At 62.8% G+C, this 18,882-nt stretch carries 20 protein-coding genes; 15 read left to right on the forward strand and 5 right to left on the reverse strand.

Going from position 1 to position 18,882, the window contains the following annotated elements:
* Position 1: 1 nt before the first annotated feature.
* The 5 genes from preA (at position 2) to AC0L14_RS14305 (ending at position 3,725) form a co-directional block, all read left to right on the forward strand.
* Positions 2-1,315: an NAD-dependent dihydropyrimidine dehydrogenase subunit PreA gene (preA, locus tag AC0L14_RS14285; protein WP_473749916.1), complete on the forward strand. Its 1,314-nt coding sequence runs from the start codon at positions 2-4 to the stop codon at positions 1,313-1,315.
* Positions 1,316-1,697: 382 nt separating this feature from the next.
* Positions 1,698-2,216, forward strand: a complete 519-nt coding sequence (locus tag AC0L14_RS14290; protein ID WP_473526540.1) for an RrF2 family transcriptional regulator — start codon at positions 1,698-1,700, stop codon at positions 2,214-2,216.
* Between the two features lie 12 nt (positions 2,217-2,228).
* On the forward strand, positions 2,229-2,687 hold the full coding sequence (locus tag AC0L14_RS14295; RefSeq protein ID WP_473526541.1) for a carboxymuconolactone decarboxylase family protein: 459 nt from the start codon (positions 2,229-2,231) through the stop codon (positions 2,685-2,687).
* 62 nt (positions 2,688-2,749) lie between these two features.
* Complete coding sequence (locus tag AC0L14_RS14300; protein WP_473526542.1) at positions 2,750-3,127, forward strand: DoxX family protein; 378 nt, start codon at positions 2,750-2,752, stop codon at positions 3,125-3,127.
* Between the two features lie 103 nt (positions 3,128-3,230).
* On the forward strand, positions 3,231-3,725 hold the full coding sequence (locus AC0L14_RS14305) for a DUF3592 domain-containing protein (protein WP_292191649.1): 495 nt from the start codon (positions 3,231-3,233) through the stop codon (positions 3,723-3,725).
* Between the two features lie 106 nt (positions 3,726-3,831).
* Here the strand turns inward: AC0L14_RS14305 and AC0L14_RS14310 are convergent, their stop codons facing one another.
* On the reverse strand, positions 3,832-4,461 hold the full coding sequence (locus AC0L14_RS14310; RefSeq protein ID WP_473526543.1) for a TetR family transcriptional regulator C-terminal domain-containing protein: 630 nt from the start codon (positions 4,459-4,461) through the stop codon (positions 3,832-3,834).
* A 255-nt stretch (positions 4,462-4,716) separates the two neighbouring features.
* On the opposite strand from AC0L14_RS14310, the gene aptA reads away from it, so the two are divergent.
* The 4 genes from aptA to AC0L14_RS14330 all read left to right on the forward strand — a co-directional run bounded on the left by aptA (position 4,717) and on the right by AC0L14_RS14330 (position 9,261).
* Entirely contained in the window at positions 4,717-6,045 is a 1,329-nt protein-coding gene (aptA, locus tag AC0L14_RS14315; protein WP_095492228.1) for an omega-aminotransferase AptA, read from the forward strand.
* A gap of 69 nt (positions 6,046-6,114) precedes the next feature.
* Positions 6,115-7,365: a Zn-dependent hydrolase gene (locus AC0L14_RS14320; protein WP_473526544.1), complete on the forward strand. Its 1,251-nt coding sequence runs from the start codon at positions 6,115-6,117 to the stop codon at positions 7,363-7,365.
* Between the two features lie 64 nt (positions 7,366-7,429).
* A complete protein-coding gene (hydA, locus tag AC0L14_RS14325) occupies positions 7,430-8,881 on the forward strand; it encodes a dihydropyrimidinase (protein WP_473526545.1) in 1,452 nt (483 codons plus the stop codon).
* The gene (locus AC0L14_RS14330; protein ID WP_473526546.1) at positions 8,878-9,261 is read left to right on the forward strand and encodes a hypothetical protein; all 384 of its coding nucleotides are present in this window, start codon (positions 8,878-8,880) and stop codon (positions 9,259-9,261) included. The genes hydA and AC0L14_RS14330 overlap by 4 nt, the downstream gene beginning before the upstream one ends.
* A 23-nt stretch (positions 9,262-9,284) precedes the next feature.
* Here AC0L14_RS14330 and AC0L14_RS14335 read toward each other — a convergent pair whose 3' ends face one another.
* Positions 9,285-9,689 carry a cupin domain-containing protein gene (locus AC0L14_RS14335; RefSeq protein WP_473749917.1) on the reverse strand — a complete coding sequence of 135 codons (405 nt, stop codon included), beginning with the start codon at positions 9,687-9,689 and terminating at the stop codon, positions 9,285-9,287.
* A gap of 116 nt (positions 9,690-9,805) precedes the next feature.
* Between AC0L14_RS14335 and AC0L14_RS14340 the strand changes: the two genes are divergently transcribed.
* The 6 genes from AC0L14_RS14340 (at position 9,806) to AC0L14_RS14365 (ending at position 14,796) form a co-directional block, all read left to right on the forward strand.
* Entirely contained in the window at positions 9,806-10,597 is a 792-nt protein-coding gene (locus AC0L14_RS14340; protein WP_473526548.1) for an ABC transporter ATP-binding protein, read from the forward strand.
* On the forward strand, positions 10,587-11,105 hold the full coding sequence (locus tag AC0L14_RS14345) for an endonuclease domain-containing protein (RefSeq protein ID WP_473749918.1): 519 nt from the start codon (positions 10,587-10,589) through the stop codon (positions 11,103-11,105). Before AC0L14_RS14340 ends, AC0L14_RS14345 begins: the two co-directional genes overlap by 11 nt.
* Positions 11,105-11,983: an ABC transporter permease gene (locus AC0L14_RS14350; RefSeq protein WP_473526550.1), complete on the forward strand. Its 879-nt coding sequence runs from the start codon at positions 11,105-11,107 to the stop codon at positions 11,981-11,983. Before AC0L14_RS14345 ends, AC0L14_RS14350 begins: the two co-directional genes overlap by 1 nt.
* The gene (locus tag AC0L14_RS14355; protein WP_473526551.1) at positions 11,980-13,116 is read left to right on the forward strand and encodes an ABC transporter permease; all 1,137 of its coding nucleotides are present in this window, start codon (positions 11,980-11,982) and stop codon (positions 13,114-13,116) included. Before AC0L14_RS14350 ends, AC0L14_RS14355 begins: the two co-directional genes overlap by 4 nt.
* An 81-nt stretch (positions 13,117-13,197) precedes the next feature.
* Entirely contained in the window at positions 13,198-14,169 is a 972-nt protein-coding gene (locus tag AC0L14_RS14360) for an ABC transporter substrate-binding protein (RefSeq protein ID WP_473526552.1), read from the forward strand.
* 177 nt (positions 14,170-14,346) lie between these two features.
* Complete coding sequence (locus AC0L14_RS14365; protein ID WP_473526553.1) at positions 14,347-14,796, forward strand: CHRD domain-containing protein; 450 nt, start codon at positions 14,347-14,349, stop codon at positions 14,794-14,796.
* Between the two features lie 75 nt (positions 14,797-14,871).
* Here AC0L14_RS14365 and AC0L14_RS14370 read toward each other — a convergent pair whose 3' ends face one another.
* From AC0L14_RS14370 to AC0L14_RS14380, 3 genes are all read right to left on the reverse strand, one after another.
* Complete coding sequence (locus tag AC0L14_RS14370) at positions 14,872-16,521, reverse strand: thiamine pyrophosphate-binding protein (protein WP_473526554.1); 1,650 nt, start codon at positions 16,519-16,521, stop codon at positions 14,872-14,874.
* Positions 16,518-17,693: a CaiB/BaiF CoA transferase family protein gene (locus AC0L14_RS14375; protein WP_473526555.1), complete on the reverse strand. Its 1,176-nt coding sequence runs from the start codon at positions 17,691-17,693 to the stop codon at positions 16,518-16,520. Before AC0L14_RS14375 ends, AC0L14_RS14370 begins: the two co-directional genes overlap by 4 nt.
* A gap of 158 nt (positions 17,694-17,851) precedes the next feature.
* Entirely contained in the window at positions 17,852-18,787 is a 936-nt protein-coding gene (locus AC0L14_RS14380; protein WP_473485212.1) for an alpha/beta fold hydrolase, read from the reverse strand.
* Positions 18,788-18,882: the final 95 nt, after the last annotated feature.

Genomic DNA, 18,882 nt, shown 5'->3' on the forward strand with positions numbered 1-18,882 from the left:
CATGGCAGACATAAGCAACAATTTCGTCGGCATCAAATCGCCGAATCCGTTCTGGCTGGCCTCGGCGCCGCCGACCGACAAGGCCTACAACGTCATCCGCGCCTTTAGGGCGGGCTGGGGCGGCGTGGTATGGAAGACGCTCGGCGAAGAGGGGCCGCCGGTGGTCAACGTCAACGGCCCGCGCTACGGCGCGATCTGGGGCGCCGATCGCCGCCTGCTCGGCTTGAACAACATCGAGCTGATCACTGACCGCGACCTGCAGGTCAATCTGCGCGAGATCAAGCAGGTCAAGAAGGACTGGCCCGACCGCGCCATTGTCGTCTCGCTGATGGTGCCTTGCGAGGAGCATGCGTGGAAGGCGATCCTGCCGGTGGTCGAGGAGACGGGAGCCGACGGCATCGAGCTCAATTTCGGCTGCCCGCATGGCATGTCGGAACGCGGCATGGGCTCGGCGGTCGGCCAGGTGCCGGAATACATCGAAATGGTGGTGCGCTGGTGCAAGGCCAACACCCGCATGCCTGTGATCACCAAGCTGACGCCCAACATCAGCGACATACGCAAGCCGGCGCGTGCCGCCCTTGCCGGCGGCACCGACGCGGTGTCGCTGATCAACACCATCAATTCGATCACCGGGGTCAATCTCGATAGTTTCGCACCGGAGCCGACGATCGACGGCAAGGGTTCGCATGGCGGCTATTGCGGCCCGGCGGTGAAGCCGATCGCCATGAACATGGTGGCCGAGATCGCCCGCGATCCGGAAACGCATGGGCTGCCGATCTCCGGTATCGGCGGCATCACCACGTGGCGCGACGCCGCCGAATTCATGGCGCTCGGCGCCGGCAATGTTCAGGTGTGCACGGCGGCGATGACCTATGGCTTCAAGATCGTGCAGGAGATGATCGCCGGCCTGGAAAACTGGATGGACGAGAAGGGCCATACCTCGCTCGACGACATCGTCGGCCGCGCCACGCCCAACGTCACCGACTGGCAGTATCTCAACCTCAATTACATCGCCAAGGCGCATATCGACCAGGAGGCCTGCATCAAATGCGGCCGCTGCCACATCGCCTGCGAGGACACTGCGCACCAGGCAATCACCGCAATCGTCGATGGCGTCAGGCATTTCGAAGTGATCGAAGCTGAATGCGTCGGCTGCAATCTCTGCGTCAATGTCTGCCCGGTGGAGAACTGCATCACCATGGAGCCGCTGGCGGCCGGCGTGATCGACCAGCGCACCGGCAGACCGGTGTCGCCGGTCTACGCCAACTGGACGACGCATCCGAACAACCCGATGGCGAAGGTAGCGGCGGAATAGGGGCGGACGGGGCGACCTTTCTTATCTCTCACACCGTGTGGGAGCACTGTCGGTGGCGCTTTAGCAGTGCAGCCGTTGAGGTCGGCGCTGCTCCTCATCCGCCTGCCGGCACCTTCTCCCTGTAAACGGGGAGAAGCCCGCTGGCCGCGGCCTTGGCTCTCTATTCTGCAACGCTGGAGATTGGCGAAAACTTCGATGCCGGCGTCTTTCTCCCCGTTCTACGGGGAGAAATGCCCGGCAGGGCAATGAGGGGCGGCTCCATCGATCGGATAAAATCGCGGGCAGGGCAGCCATCCCATTCACAGTCGAGAGACTCTCGATTTCGTATTGCGGATAAAATTTATCCACGATAAGATATATCCATGAATTGGAGATCAGCACAATGAAGCTGGGCGAGGGCGTCGAAGCGGCCATCCACTGCGCCACCATGCTCGCCGGCGTCGAAGGCGCAGCGACCATGCCGGGTGCTGCCATGGCTGAAGCGTTCGGCCTGTCGCCGAGCTATCTCCTCAAGCATCTCAACGCGCTGACGGCGTCGGGCATCCTGGAATCGGTGCCCGGCCCATCGGGGGGTTACCGGCTGGCGCGGCCGGCTGAGCGCATAACGCTGCTCGACATCGTGCTCGCCGTGGAAGGACGCGAGCCGGCCTTCCGCTGCGGCGAAATCCGTCAGCGCGGGCCGGCCAGGCTCGATGCCTCGGTCTATGTCAAACCCTGCGGCATCAGCGTCGCGATGCTGAAGGCGGAGCGCGCCTATCGCGCCGCCCTCGCCGAGGCCCGGCTGTCCGACATCGTGGCGGGATATAGGAGCGATGCCGACCCCCGTTCAGTCGCCGCGAACTGCGCCTTTGTCGAGCGCCATCAGCGACCGCAGAAATCCAGTTCAACCAAGCAAGCGTGAAAGGTAATGACGATGAAGCAGAGGCTGCAATTCTTCGGCGCGGCGCCGGAAATCATGAAAGCTGTGTCGGCGCTCAACAAGGCGGTCGACGAATGCGGGTTGGAGGCAAGCCTGCTGCACCTGATCAAGCTGCTGGCGTCGCAGATCAATGGCTGTTCGTATTGCGTCGAGATGCACAGCCGCGAGGCGCGCCACGATGGCGAGACCGAACAGCGGCTCTATCTCGTCTCTGCCTGGAAGGAATCGCCGCTGTTTTCCGAGCGCGAACGCGCTGCCTTCGCTTGGACCGACGCGGTGACGAAGATCGCCGACAGCGGCGTGTCGGACGATCTCTACGCAAAAACGCTCGAGCACTTCTCAGAAGAGGAACTGGTCAAGCTGTCCGTCGCGATCGGCATGATCAACACCTGGAATCGGCTCTGCGTTCCCTTCCACGCCATTCATCCGGTAGCGGCGGCCAAGGCCGCTTGAGCGGACGGACCTGACGCGCGGCCTTTACGCCGCGCGTCTCTTTTTGCTTTGGGATCAAGAGCATGTTGTCGAATTTTGAGAATGAGATTCTTCTTGCCGCCCGCCTGCTGCTTGGTGGGGCGTTCGTCTTTGCCGGCCTGCGCAATATCCAGAATGCAGGCTTCCTGACCCAGATGATGACGACACGCGGCGTGCCGCAGGCGCGGCTGATGCTGTGGCTGGGGATCGTCCTGCAGATCGTTTCCGGAGCGCTGGTGATATCAGGTGTCTGGACCGCTGCCGCCGCTCTGTGCCTGGTGCTGTTCCTTGTCGTCGCCACCCCGATGTTCCATAATTTCTGGGATCATCAGGGACCCGAGCGCGCGTCCCGCATCAACGGCTTTGTCGGCAATGTCGCGCTGACCGGAGGATTCCTAGCGCTGATGGGCCAGGCGCTTTAAGGAGAATCGCGCAGCCGATATGGTATGAATTGTCATCTGCGCATTAATCGCTCCGTTGCGATTGCCTCGTATGATTGGCTCAGTTTCGCTTGTCGGAGCCTTTATGGAGCAAAGCTGGAATAGCTTCTGGGGAAGCGTTTCGCAGGCCTTTCACCTCGCGCTCTCGCCGCTTCGGGCGCTTGCCGAAACATTCGGCTATTTTCCGAGCGATATCCAACTCTGGTGCTTCGTCTGCGGTCTCTTTTTCCTGGTGCTTGTCGTTCCCCACACCTATGGCGATCTCGTGCTTCGGCACCGTCGCGTCTATGTGACAGGCAAGGTGGTGGAGATAAAGATGTCGGACGACTCGCCCAGGACGCCGACCATCGAATTCGCCGATCGCCTCGGCAAGATCTGGCGCTTTGAATCGCATTTGCCGGTCAATAACATGACTGGTTCGGTCGGAGCGGCGGTAAAGGTCATGTATGACCCCCTGCATCCGAACCGGGCACGGGAAGTGGGGCGGCCGATCATGAAGGCAACCCATACGGCGGTCTGGTATGCCATTATCGCCGGGCTAATGGCGCTGGCCTTCTGGCCCGGCCTGACGTCCGATTGAGCCTTCGTCTGCAACCGTGCGCACTTACGCTGCAAATCGCAGACCGCCGTCGCAGGTCAGCACCTGGCGCTTGCCGCCGAGCGGCGCAGCGCCTGAACTATCGAGGTCAGCTTTTCGGCTTCAGCCCGTCGATGAACAATTGCTCGAGAAACCTTGCGGCGTCCTCGAAGCGGCCGTCGCCGCCTCGGTTGGGGCCGAGCACGGCGCGGACCTGAACGTCGAAATCGGCATAGTGCTGCGTCGTCGCCCAGATCGAGAAGATCAGGTGCCAGGGGTCGGTGCGGGCGATCTTGCCGGCGCGCATCCAGCCTTTGATGACGGCGGCCTTCTCGTCGACCAGCGTCTTCAACTCGCCTTCCAGCATCGGCATGATGCGCGGCGCGCCCTGCAGGATCTCGTTGGCGAACAGCCGGCTTTCCCTAGGGAAATCGCGCGCCATTTCGAGCTTGCGCCTGATGTAGCTGCGCAATTCGGTCAAGGGATCGCCGATGTCGTCGAGTTCGCGCAGCGGCGCCAGCCAGGTGTCCAGAAGCCGCTGCATCAGCGTCTCGTGGATGTCCTCCTTGCGGCGGAAATAGTAGAGCAGGTTCGGCTTCGACATGCCGGCGGCTTCGGCGATCTGGTCGATGGTCGAGCCGCGAAAGCCGTTGGTTGAGAAGACCTCGAGCGCCGCCTCCAGGATCAGCTCGCGTTTTTCCTGCTGAATGCGGGTGCGGCGAGGGGCGGGGGTGTCCATGCCAATCGTCATCCCCGCAGGACATTGCCGCGAGGGTCGTCTGGACCAATTCTCTGGACCAGTTTTTCTCCTGCCTGTGGAGCGCGCTTCAGCTGCCGCATTTCCGCTAGTAATCCCTTGACCGCCGACAGGGCGGTGCTAACGTTTGTCCAACCGGTCAAAAATTTGCGTAGCACGAAAACGCAGCAGAGACCAAGTGTCGGGAAGACCAAGCGTTAGCCGCACCGAAACAGGTTACAAGGGGAAGCCTTGGTCATGTCCAACCGGCTGAAAGTCACGCCGAACGATCTCAGCGCATTCTGGATGCCGTTCACGGCAAACCGGCAGTTCAAGCAGGCGCCTCGCATGATGGTGTCAGCCAAGGACATGCATTACACGACGAGCGACGGGCGCAAGGTTCTCGACGGCACCGCCGGCCTGTGGTGCGTCAATGCCGGCCACTGCCGGCCGAAGATCACCGAGGCGATCCAGAGCCAGGCCGCCGAACTCGACTATGCGCCGGCGTTCCAGATGGGCCACCCGATCGTCTTCGAACTGGCGAACCGTTTGGTCGACCTGGCGCCGAAGGGCATGGACCATGTGTTCTTCACCAATTCCGGTTCGGAATCGGTCGAGACCGCGCTGAAGATGGCGATCGCCTATCACCGCGCCAAAGGCGAGGGCTCACGCACCCGCCTGATCGGCCGCGAGCGCGGCTATCACGGTGTCAATTTCGGCGGCATCTCGGTCGGCGGCATCGTCACCAATCGCAAGATGTTCGGCACGCTGCTTGGCGGCGTCGACCACATGCCGCACACGCATCTGCCGGAGAAGAACTCGTTCACCAAGGGTGTGCCCGAGCATGGCGCGGAATTGGCCAACGAGCTGGAGCGCATCGTCGCGCTGCATGATGCGTCGACCATCGCGGCCGTCATCGTCGAGCCGGTAGCCGGTTCCACTGGCGTTATCCTGCCGCCGAAGGGCTATCTCGAGAGGCTGCGCGAGATTTGCACCAAGCACGGCATCCTTCTGATCTTCGACGAGGTCATCACCGGCTTCGGCCGCCTCGGCACGCCGTTCGCCGCCGACTATTTCGGCGTCACGCCCGATATTATGACGACCGCCAAGGGCGTCTCCAACGGCGTCATCCCGATGGGCGCGGTGTTCGTCAAGAAGGAAATCCACGACGCTTTCATGACCGGCCCCGAGCATATGATCGAATTCTTCCACGGCTACACCTATTCGGGCAATCCGATCGCCTGTGCGGCAGCCCTCGGCACGCTCGACACCTACAAGGAAGAGGGGCTGCTGACCCGCGGCGAGGAACTGGCGCCGTATTGGGAAGACGCGCTGCATTCGCTGAAGGGCGAGCCGAACGTCATCGATATCAGAAACATCGGCCTGATCGGCGCGATCGAGCTGGCGCCCATTCCCGGCAGTCCGACCAAGCGTGCCTTCTCGGCCTTCGTCAAGGCGTTCGAGCGCGGCGCCCTGATCCGCACCACCGGCGACATCATCGCGCTGTCGCCGCCGCTGATCATCACCAAGGGCCAGATCAACGAATTGATCGACCATGTGCGTGAAGTGCTGAGGGCGGTGGACTAGATACTCCACAACCTATAGGGCGGCGACGGGAACCGTCGCCCTGTATGCGAAGAGATGAGAGGAACTTGAATGGCCGCTCCCGGCGAGAATCTGCGAATCAATTCAGACCGTTTGTGGGATTCGATAATGGAGATGGCGAAGATCGGCCCCGGCATTGCCGGCGGCAACAATCGCCAGACGCTGACCGACGCGGACGGCGAGGGGCGGCATCTGTTCAAGCGCTGGTGCGAGGCGGCGGGGCTCGAAATGGGCGTCGACGAGATGGGCACGATGTTTGCCCGCCGCGAAGGCACCGAGCCCGATCTGCCGCCGGTCTATGTCGGCAGCCATCTCGACACCCAGCCGACCGGCGGCAAGTATGACGGCGTGCTCGGCGTGCTCGGCGGGTTGGAGATCGTGCGGTCGCTGAACGAGCTCGACATCAAGACCAAACATCCGATCGTCGTCACCAACTGGACGAACGAGGAAGGCGCGCGCTTTGCGCCGGCGATGATGGCATCCGGCGTCTTCGCCGGCGTCCTCGACCAGGTCGATGTCTATTCGCATGTCGACAAGGACGGCAAGAAGTTCGGCGAGGAGCTCGAACGCATCGGCTGGAAAGGCACCGAGAAAGTCGGTGACCGCAAGATCCACGCCTTCTTCGAGCTGCATATCGAGCAAGGCCCGATCCTCGAGGACGAGGGCATCGACATCGGCGTCGTCACCCATGGCCAGGGGCTGAAATGGCTGCAGGTGACGCTGACCGGCAAGGAGGCGCATACCGGCTCGACGCCGATGCCGAAGCGCCGCAATGCCGGGCTCGGCATGGCGCGGGTAATCGAGCTGGTGCACGAGATTGCCATGGACTATCAGCCCGACGCCGTCGGCGCGGTCGGCCACATGGAGGTCTATCCGAACTCGCGCAACATCATCGCCGGCCACACCGTGTTCACCATCGACATCCGCTCTCCGGAAAAGGAGGTGCTCGACGCCATGGACGGGCGCATCCGCGAAGGCATCGACACAATCTGCGAAGCGCTCGACATCCAATATCAAATCGACCAGGTCGGCCATTTCGATCCTGTCACCTTCGACGCGGGCTGCGTCAAGGCTGTGCGGGATGCGGCAGAGCGCCTGGGCTATACGCATCGCAACATCGTCTCCGGCGCAGGCCATGACGCCTGCTGGATCAACCGCGTCGCGCCGACGGCGATGGTGATGTGCCCCTGCGTCGACGGGCTGTCGCACAACGAAGCCGAAGAGATCTCCAAGGACTGGGCGGCGGCCGGCGCCGACGTGCTGTTCCACGCGGTGGTGGAGACAGCGGTGATTGTGGAGTGAGCTAGAAACCAAGATTCCGAAAGCCGCTCACCAAGAAGCGCGAAGAGAACAAGGGAACAAAAAAATGTCCAAAGTCATCAAGAACGGCACCATCGTCACCGCCGATCGCACCTGGAAGGCCGACGTGTTGTTCAAGCACGGCAAGATCATCGCCATCGGCCCGGACCTGCATGGCGACCACGAGTTCGACGCCACCGGCTGCTATGTGATGCCGGGGGGCATCGATCCGCACACCCATCTCGAAATGCCGTTCATGGGCACCTATTCGGCCGACGATTTCGAGAGCGGCACGCGCGCCGCCCTCGCCGGCGGCACCACCATGGTTGTCGATTTCTGCCTGCCGTCGCCGCAGCAGTCGCTGCTCGAGGCCTTGCAGATGTGGGACAACAAGACCTCGAAAGCTTCCTGCGACTATTCCTTCCATATGGCGATCACCTGGTGGGGCAAGCAGGTGTTCGACGAGATGGCCACCGTCGTCGACAAGGGTATCACCTCGTTCAAGCACTTCATGGCCTACAAGGGCGCGCTGATGGTCGACGACGACGAGATGTATTCGTCGTTCCAGCGCTGCGCCGATCTTGGCGCGCTGCCGCTGGTTCATGCCGAGAATGGCGACGTGGTTGCCGCCCTGTCGCAGAAGCTGCTGGCCGCCGGCAATAACGGCCCCGAAGGGCACGCCTACTCGCGGCCGCCGGAAGTGGAAGGCGAGGCGACCAACCGCGCCATCATGATCGCCGACATGGCCGGCGTGCCGCTCTATGTCGTGCATGTCTCCTGCGAGCAGGCCCATGAAGCCATTCGCCGGGCGCGCCAGAAAGGCATGCGGGTGTTCGGCGAGCCGCTGATCCAGCATTTGACGCTCGACGAGAGCGAATATTTCAATAAGGACTGGGACCATGCGGCGCGCCGGGTGATGAGCCCGCCCTTCCGCAACAAGTTGCATCAGGATTCGCTGTGGGCCGGCCTGCAGGCTGGATCGCTGCAAGTGGTGGCGACCGACCATTGTGCGTTCACCACTAGCCAAAAGCGTAACGGCATCGGCGATTTCACCAAGATCCCGAACGGCACCGGCGGGCTTGAGGACCGCTTGCCCGTGCTGTGGACCACCGGCGTCAACACCGGCCGGCTGACGATGAACGAATTCGTCGCGGTGACCTCGACCAACATCGCGAAGATCCTCAACATGTATCCGAAGAAGGGCGCCATCGTCGAAGGCGCCGACGCCGATATCGTCGTCTGGGACCCGAAGCGCAAGAAGACGATCACCTCCAAGAAGCAGCAGTCGGTGATCGACTACAACGTCTTCGAAGGTTTCGAGGTCACCGGCCTGCCACGCTTCGTCTTTTCGCGCGGCGAACTGTCGATCCAGGAACACGAGGTCAAGGCGAAGCCCGGCCATGGCGAGTTCGTCGCTCGCGAGCCGAATGCAGCGATCAACCGGGCGCTGTCGACCTGGAAGGAAATTTCCGCGCCGCGCAAGGTGGAACGATCAGGCATTCCGGCGACCGGGGTGTGAGCTTGCGCGCTGTTTATCTCGCGGTCGTTGCGTCCGTGATGCTGGCGGCTGGCCAGGCTTCGGCGGCCGCCATCGACCTTTCCAAGCCCTATGGCAACAAGTCCGGCTGCATCAACAAGAACGGTCAGGAAGTCTATGCCGAGGACATGCTGCTGTTGACCGATAAGGAATTCATCACGGTGGCCAGCGCCTGCACCTTCACCGAAACCCAGGTGCAGGCCGACGGTTCGCTGGTGGTGAAGGCGCAATGCCAGGCGGAAGGCGAGGAGGGTGAGTCACCCGGCCAGTTCACCATTAGGCGGAGCACCAGGAATGCCAAGAGGCTGGTGATCGCCGACGAGGCCGGTACCGTTTACGGGGAAGTGTCCCGGTGCCGGTGATTGCCGCTGCCTCAAAGCCGCCCTCAGGGGACCAGCCCATCCAGTTCCGGCAGCAGGACGACGCTTTCCTGTTCGTTGGGATCGGTGCGGGCGATGACCGCCGAGGCCGGGCTGTCGCTCGGATTGGCCGGCAGATGCGGCACGCCGGCGGGTATGTAGAAGAGGTCACCGGCCTTGACCACGATCTGCTGTTCAAGCCGGTCGCCATACCAGGTATGGACTTCGCCGGAGAGCACATAGATCGCCGTTTCATGGCTTTCGTGCATATGCGCCTTGGCGCGGGCACCGGGCGGCATGGTGAGCAGGTGCATGCAGATGCCGGTAGAGCCGACCGTCTCGGCGGCGATGCCGGTGAAATAACTCAGTCCCTGCTTGCCTTCATAAGAGTTTTCGGGGCGGATAAGATGGCAGGTGGGTTTGGGCGGCATCGGGCAAACTCCGGGCGTCGATCGAGTGAGACAAGGTAAGTGGAAAGCAGCATTGTGGCAAAAGCAACGGGATTCCGGCCGGCGCGGCAGCGGCGCGAAAAGGCAGGCTGCGGCCTATGACGGGACAGTCGCCAGCCGTCGTTTCGGCAAGCAAGCTCGGCCTGACCTTCCAGACCAGTGACGGTCCGGTGCAGGCGCTGTCGAATGTCGACCTGACCATCGGCAAGGGCGAATTCGTCTCCTTCATCGGGCCGTCCGGCTGCGGCAAGACGACCTTGCTGCGGGTCATCGCCGATCTGGAGAAGCCGACATCGGGAACCATCTCCGTCAACGGCATGACGCCCGAGCAGGCGCGCCAGAGCCGCGCCTATGGCTATGTCTTCCAGGCGGCCGCGCTTTATCCATGGCGCACGATCGACCGCAACGTGGCGCTGCCGTTGGAGATCATGGGCCTCTCCAAGGCAGAGCAGGCGGCGCGCATCAAGCGCACGCTCGACCTCGTCAACCTGGGCGGCTTCGAGCAGAAATACCCGTGGCAGCTTTCCGGCGGCATGCAGCAGCGTGCCTCAATCGCGCGGGCGCTGGCCTTCGATGCCGATCTTCTGTTGATGGACGAGCCGTTCGGCGCGCTGGACGAGATCGTGCGCGATCATCTCAACGAACAGCTGCTGGAGCTGTGGGAGCGGACCAACAAGACCATCTGCTTCGTCACCCACTCCATTCCCGAGGCGGTCTACCTTTCGACGCGGATCATCGTCATGTCGCCGCGTCCGGGCCGTGTCAGCGACGTCATCGAATCGACGCTGCCGAAAAAGCGGCCGCTCGACATCCGCGAGACGCCGGAGTTTTTGGCGATCGCGGCGCGGGTGCGTGACGGGCTCAGGGCAGGGCACAGCTATGAGGATTGAGCGGGATGGGCTCCCTCCTCTCCCCGACGGGGAGAGGGTGGCCGGAGCGAAGCGGAGGTCGGGTGAGGGGGCGGCGCCGAAAGATCCGACCAAAAGAAGGGCGAAGGCAACCGCTCGCGCTCGGAAGCTGCGGGTTGACGAGACCGAGGCTGAATACAGGCTTTGGGGGGAACTGCGAGGACGTCATCTCAACGGCTACAAATTTGTGAGGCAAGTGCCGCTTGGGCCTTTCTTGGCAGATTTTGTCTGTCGCGAGAGAGCGCTGATTGTGGAAATCGACGGCAGCCAGCACGTCGATTCTCCAACCGATGCCGCGAGAACTGCTTGGCTGAATGACCACGGCTATTCCGTTCTTCGGTTCTGGAACCATGAAGTTTTGGCCGAACGCCGAGCGGTCCTTGATACGGTCTTAGCTTGCCTCGACGGAAAGATTTCTACCCCCTCACCCGGCCTCCGCTTCGCTCCGGCCACCCTCTCCCCGTTGGGGAGAGGAGGGGAACGCTGCTGATGGACTCCTTTCGCGACAAGATCGTTCCGGTGACCTCGATCCTCGCTGGCGTGGTCGTCGTCTGGTATGTTTTCGCTGTCATCCTCAACGCGCCGTTCCAGCGCGATCTCGACCGCCGTGCCGGCGAGACGCCGGGGGTTGTGGAATTCATCGGCAAGACGATGTCGCAGCCGAAGCCGACGCTACCGGCGCCGCATCAGGTGGCGGTGAATTTCTTCGAGAACACTTTTCTGCGCAAGGTCACCAGCAACCGCAGCCTTGTCTACAATGCCTGGGTGACGCTGTCCTCGACGCTGCTCGGCTTCGCCTTCGGCACGGCGCTCGGCATCGTGATTGCCGTCGGCATCGTCCATGTCGCGACGCTCGACCGCAGCCTGATGCCGTGGATCATCGCCTCGCAGACGATTCCGATCCTGGCGGTGGCGCCGATGATCATCGTCGTGCTGGCGGCGATCGGCGTCACCGGCCTGATCCCGAAGGCGCTGATCTCGACCTATCTGTCGTTCTTCCCGGTGGCCGTCGGCATGGTCAAAGGGCTGCGTTCGCCCGAGATCACCCATCTCGACCTGATGCACACCTACAATGCCAGCCCGTCGCAGACCTTCTGGAAACTGCGCGTGCCGGCGTCGGTGCCGTTCCTGTTCACCTCGATGAAGGTGGCAGTCGCCGCCAGCCTGGTCGGCGCCATCGTCGGCGAACTGCCGACCGGTGCCGTCGCCGGCATCGGCGCCAAGCTGCTCGCCGGCGCCTATTACAGCCAAACGATCGACATCTGGTCGGCGCTGGTTGCCGGCTCGATCGTGGCGGCCTTGCTGGTGATGGTGGTCGGCATTGCCGGGCGCATCGTCGACCGCGCCATGGGCGGGAGGCCGGCATGAGCTCTCTCCTCAGCCTTTCGTCGATCACGCCTCGTTCCTGGCAAGGGTATGCAGCGCTTGCGCTGCTTGCCGGGGCGATCCTTCTTTGGCCGCTTGTCGATGCGGCGCCCGGTTATGGTATCGCCACCGCTGCTTTGATTTTCTTGTTGCTGCTTCTGGCAATCGAGGCCGATAATTTCCCCCCGGCAATTGGGGTGGTGTTGCTTTTCCTTGGCGCGCACGGCGCGGCGTGGGTGCTGCTCGCCGGCATAACCGGCAACGAAGGGACCGCTCGCGCATCCTTCTATCTGCTGCTTGCCGCGGCATGGCTTCTGGCCTGGCGCTGCGTGACGGTCCTGTCCGCGCTTCGCCCGACCTCGCGCTGGGCGGCAACCGCTTTGAGGCTGATCATCCCAACGATCTTCGGCGCCTGGATCCTGATTATCTGGGAAGCGGTGACGCGCGGCGCGGGCATTCCTTTCATCCTGCTGCCGCCGCCAAGCGCCATCGGCGTGCGCATCGCCAATTCGCTGCCGGTGCTCGCCGCCGACGTGCGGCAGACCATCTTCAAGGCGGTGATCTTCGGCTACGTCGTTGGCAGTGGTGCCGGCTTCCTTGCCGCCATCGCGGCCGACCGCGTGCCGTTCCTGCGCCGCGGGCTTTTGCCGATCGGCAATATGGTCTCGGCGCTGCCGATCATCGGCGTGGCGCCGATCATGGTCATGTGGTTCGGCTTCGACTGGCAGTCGAAGGCCGCCGTCGTCATCATCATGACCTTCTTCCCGATGCTGGTGAATACGGTCGCCGGGCTTGCCGCCTCCGGCCATATGGAGCGCGACCTGATGCGCACCTATGCGTCTAGCTACTGGCAGACGCTGTTCAAGCTGCGGTTGCCGGCGGCGGCGCCCTTCATCTTCAACGCGCTGAAGATCAATTCGACGCTGGCGCTGATCGGCGCCATCGTTGCGGAGTTCTTCGGCACGCCGGTCGTCGGCATGGGATTCCGGATTTCGACCGAAGTCGGACGGATGAATATCGACATGGTCTGGGCCGAAATCGCAGTTGCAGCACTTGCGGGTTCGGTCTTTTATGGCGTGGTCGCTCTTTTCGAGAGAGCAGTCACGTTTTGGCATCCCTCCGTCCGTGGTGGATAGGGCGGTGGCGGGTTTGGAATCAGGGCGCATTGAAGGTCCTGATCCTAAAAGGGTGAACACTTAACTTCAGAGGGTAAAAACATGAAAAGACTTGTTATCTCGATGCTGGCCGGCGCGATGTCGCTTGCCGCGTTCCAAGCGATGGCCGCCGACAAGGTGACGCTGCAGCTGAAATGGGTCACACAGGCCCAGTTCGCCGGCTACTACGTCGCCAAGGACAAGGGTTTCTATGAGGCCGAGGGCCTCGACGTCGAGATCAAGCCGGGCGGCCCCGATATCGCGCCCGAGCAGGTGATTGCCGGCGGCGGCGCCGACGTCATCGTCGACTGGATGGGCGGCGCGCTGGCCGCGCGCGAAAAGGGTGTGCCGCTGGTCAATATCGCCCAGCCGTTCAAGAAGGCCGGCATGGAACTGGTCTGCCCGAAGGACGGCCCGATCAAGACCGAAGCCGACTTCAAGGGCCGCACACTCGGCGTCTGGTTCTTCGGCAATGAATATCCGTTCTATGCCTGGATGAACAAGCTCGGCCTGAAGACCGACGGCGGTCCGGACGGCGTCACCGTGCTGAAGCAGAGTTTCGACGTGCAGCCGCTGATCCAGAAGCAGGCGGATTGCATCTCGGTCATGACCTACAACGAATACTGGCAGCTCATCGACGCCGGCTACAAGCCGGAGGAGCTGATCGTGTTCAACTACTCGGCCATGGGCAACGACCTGCTCGAGGACGGGCTCTATGCCTTGGAGGACAAGCTCAAGGATCCGGCCTTCGAGGACAAGATGGTGCGTTTCGTGCGCGCTTCGATGAAGGGTTGGAAATATGCCGTCGACAATTCCGACGAGGCGGCCGGCATCGTCATGGACAATGGCGGCCAGGACGAGAACCATCAGAAGCGCATGATGGGCGAAGTCGCCAAGCTGATCGACAATGCCGACGGCAAGCTTGACCCGGCGACTTACGCGCGCACCGCCAAGGCGTTGCTTGACCAGAAGATCATCACCAAGGAGCCGACCGGCGCCTACACGACCGCCATCACCGACAAGGCCATCAAGTAGGGAGCCATCAATAGAGGCGATCAACTGGGCTTCTTCAGTTGAAAAAGGGGGCGGGCGACCGCCCCCTTTTTTGTGGGATGTAAAATAGCCGTTACCGGTGGAAACATCCACTCGCCGCAACCGTTGTTGCGGTGCATCCAGCTTCAGCGGATGTACATCGCCACAACGGAGATTTCCATGCGCATGCAATCCTTCTCGCCGATGCTTTCGGCGCTGGCCGTTTCGGCTTCCTTCCTGTGCGCTTCACCGGCCTTGGCCGACATGATGAAGATGAAGGCGACGCTCGATGGCGCTCAGCAGAATCCGCCCATCACCACAGAGGGCAAAGGCGAGGCCGATCTCGGCTTCAACACCGCCACGAAACAGCTGACCTGGAACGTGACGTATTCAGGTCTCAGTGGACCGGCGACGGCGGGACATATTCACGGTCCGGCAGCAAAGGGTGAAAATGCCGGCGTCGTCATCCCGTTCAAGGGCGCTCCGAAAAGCCCGTTCAAGGGGGCGGCGATCCTGACCGACGCGCAGGCTGCCGACCTGATGGCCGGGAAATATTACATCAACCTCCATACGGCGGTCCACAAGGACGGCGAGATCCGCGGGCAGATCGAGAAGGCAGCGGCGATGTAGCGCAACGTCGCCCGAGGGAGCGCTGCATTACCTGTCGAAGTTTGCGCGAAGGAACTCGGCCTATGCCTCTGGCGCTTACGACCTGTCGCGGATCTGGGTCATTGTCCGGGTCGGCGTGATGGCCTCGGGATCGAGCCTGATCTCGACAATCGACGGCTTGCCGCTGGCACGCGCGCGTTCGAAGGCCGGCGCGAAGTCGGCCGTCTTCTCGACCGTCTCGCCATGGCCGCCATAGGCGCGGGCGAGCGCCGCGAAGTCGGGATTCTTTAGGTCGGTGGCGACGACACGGCCGGGATACTCGCGCTCCTGATGCATGCGGATGGTGCCGTAGATGCCGTTGTTGACGACGACGACGATGATCGGCAGATCGTACTGCACGGCGGTGGCGAACTCTTGGCCGTTCATCAGGAAGCAGCCGTCGCCGGCAAAGGCGATCACGTCGCGCTCGGGAAACAATTCCTTGGCGGCGACCGCCGCCGGCGTGCCGTAGCCCATCGAACCGGAGGTCGGCGCTGCCTGCGTGGCAAAGCGGCGGGAGCGGTGGAAGCGATGCACCCAGGTGGCGTAGTTGCCGGCGCCGTTGGTGAGGATCGCGTCGTCGGGCAGCATTTTTTCGAGATAGTTCATGATCGGCCCCATCTGGACGGCGCCGGGGCCGCTTTCGGGCGGTGTCGACCAGTCGAGATAGGCGGCGTGCAGCTTCGGTGTTTCATCAGCCCATGCCGGCGTGGCGGCCGGCTTGCGCCCGGCAAAGGCTTCGACGAAAGCGGACGGCGAGGCGTTGATCGCCAGCGTCGGCCGATAAACACGGCCGAGCTCGCCGGCGTCGGCATGGACATGGACCAGCGTCTGGTCGGGGTAGGGGCTCTTGAGCAGCGTGTAGTCGGAGGATGGCATCTCGCCCATGCGGCCGCCGACGAGCAGCACGAGGTCGGCCTGCTTGATGGCGGTGGCCAGCTTCGGGTTGATGCCAATGCCGACATCGCCGGCGTAGTTCGGATGGAGATGATCGAACAGCATCTGGCGGCGAAAGGAGCAGCCGACCGGCAGCGACCAGGCTTCGGCGATGGTCCGCATTCGCGCGACGGCCGCCGCATCCCAGCGCGTGCCGCCGAGGATGACGAAAGGGCGCTTTGCCTTGCCGAGCAGCTTTTCCAGCGCATCGATCTCGGCCTCGCCCGGCCGCGTTTCGACCGGCGTGTGGGGCAGGGCTTCCGGCGCTTCGGCCAAGCTGGTCAGCATGTCTTCCGGCAGCGAGATGACGACCGGGCCGGGACGGCCGGACGTCGCCACCGCGAAGGCGCGGGTGACGAATTCGGGGATGCGCGCGGCGTCGTCGATCTCGACCACCCATTTGGCGATATCACCGAAGAACCTGACGTAGTCGACCTCCTGGAAGGCCTCGCGCTGCTTGGCGTGGCTGGCGACCTGGCCGATGAACAGGATGACGGGAACCGAATCCTGCATGGCAATGTGGATGCCGGCCGAGGCGTTGGTGGCGCCGGGACCGCGGGTGACGAAACAGATGCCGGGCCTACCGGTCAGGCGACCATGGCAGTCGGCCATCATCGCAGCACCGCCCTCCTGGCGGCAGACGATGGTGCGGATCGGCGAGTCGTGCAGCGCGTCGAGCACCGCAAGGTAGGATTCGCCGGGCACGCAATAGATACGGTCCGTTCCGTTGGCTTCGAGCGCATCGACGATCAGTTGTCCGCCGGTTTTCATTTTCCTGACCTCTCCAGTTCGGCAAGGATTTCTTTGGTGTGTTCGCCGAGGCGCGGCGAGGGCCGCTCATAGACCAGCGGCGTGCCCGACATGACCATCGGCGCGCGCACCGAGGGCAACAGGTTGCCATGGCCGTCGTCGAGGTCGAGCCGCATGCCGCGCGCGATGGTCTGCGGGTCGGCGAACATCTCGCCGATCGTGTTGATCGGGCTGGCAGGCACGCTTGCCGCCTCCAGCTTGGCCAGCAGCGGATCGCGATCGAAGGTCTTTAGCGCTTCGATTATATGCTCGCGCAGCGTCGCCCGGTTGGCGACCCGGGCGGGGTTGGTGGCGAAATCGGGGTTCGATGGCAGGTCGTCCAATCCGACGGCGGCGCAGAATTTGGCGAACTGGCCGTCATTGCCGATCGCCAGGATGATGTGGCCGTCCTTCACCGGCACCACTTCGTAGGGCGCGATGTTCATATGCGCATTGCCCATCTGCACCGGCGATTTTCCCGAGACCAGATAGTTGAGGTTCTGGTTGCCGAGCGCCGAGATCTGGCTGTCGTAGAGCGCCATGTCGATATGCTGGCCTTCGCCGGTCTTCTCGGCGTGGCGAAGTGCGGCCTGGATGGCGATCACCGAATAGAGGCCGGTGAAAATGTCCGATATGGCGACACCGGCCTTTTGCGGCTCGCGGCCGGCTTCGCCGGTGATCGACATCATGCCGGCCATGCCCTGGATGATGAAGTCATAGCCGGCGCGCGGCGCATAGGGCCCGTCTTGGCCGAAGCCGGTGATCGAGCAATAGATCAACCGCGGGTTGATTTTGCGCAAGCTGTCACAGTCGAGGCCATATTTCTTCAGGCCGCCGAGCTTGAAGTTCTCGATCAGCACATCTGATGTCGCGACCAGCCGGCGCACGGTCTCGGCACCTCCGGGCGTCGAGAAATCGATGGCGATGGAGCGCTTGCCGCGATTGCAGGAATGGTAGTAGGCGGCCGAAAGGTTTTCGCCGTCATGGCTCATGACGAAGGGCGGACCCCAATTGCGGGTGTCGTCGCCGCCATCAGGGCTCTCGACCTTGATCACGTCGGCGCCGAGATCGGCGAGCAGCTGCCCGGCCCACGGCCCGGCCAGGATGCGGGCGAGTTCGATTACGCGGATGCCTTTCAGCGGAGGCTCGGTCATGGATCACCGTGATTGATCGGGAACGCAGGCTCTAGTTTTCTTTTTATGCATGTCGTTATCCCAAAACCGCTGCGCACTTTTGGGCAACATGCACTATCAATCCCGCGTGCTGCTGTCACGGTTCTTGCAATGGGCCAACCCGACCATGCCAATGTCGATCACGCTTGTTTCAGCACCCTATCGGCCCATGCGGCGAAATCGTTCATGATGATATCTCGATTCACCTCGTTCAGGCTTTCATGGCGGGTCTCGGCGTAAACCTTTGAAACGAGATTCGAAAAGCCCATCCTGTGCAGGCGGCCAGCGAGCTGGGCGACCGCCTTGCCGCCGTCGGTGGCGGGGTCCTTTTCGCCGCCGACCAGGCAGATCGGAAGGGTCTTGCGGACGCCGGAAAAGTTAGTGTCGTCGGCACCGTCGAAGACAAAGCCGAACAGGTCGCGCCACATCGACACCGAGGCATCCCAGCCGCACAGCGGATCGGCGATGTACTTGTCGACTTCGGCTGCGTCGCGCGACAGCCAGTCGAACGGCGTCCGGTGATCGGGGACGGCATTGCCCCAGGCTTGGAAGGTCAGTCTAGGCAGCATGCGCGACGGCATGTCGGAGCCGAGCCGGAACTTTTCCCAGGCCAGGATGATTCGCGCGGCACGGCCGGCCAGCCCGGCGGAAAAATTGGCGTTCCAGATGGCGGCGGCGTGCAGCCGGTTCGAATGGTGAAGCATGAAATTCAGCGCGACGAGGCCGCCCATGGAATGGCCGAAGACGATGACGGGCAGGCCGGGATGTTCGGCGGCGATCAGATCGTGCACGGCGGCGACATCGGCGATGACCTTGGCGCCGCCATCCGATTGAGCGAACTGGCCGAGTGGCGCATCTGGCGCCTTGGTGGCGCCATGGCCGCGATGGTCATGGGCGTAGACGTGGTAGCCGCGCTCGCCCAGAAAGGTAGCGAAGCGGACATAGCGCGCCGCGTGTTCGGCCAGTCCGTGATTAATCTGGACGACTGCGCGCGGGCGGCCCTCGGCGCGTTTCACATAAAGGTTGAGCTCGGCGCCGGTCGGTGATCGCATCACGCGCTGCTGGCTGAATGACATTCTCGCTTCGTCTCCAACGCGTCTTTTGCGCCTGCGGACGTTTGTGTGCGCCGACGCCGGTTTTGCGTCAATCCGTGTTTTCCGCAGCGCCGTTC

This window comes from Mesorhizobium sp. WSM4841 (genome assembly GCF_055811515.1).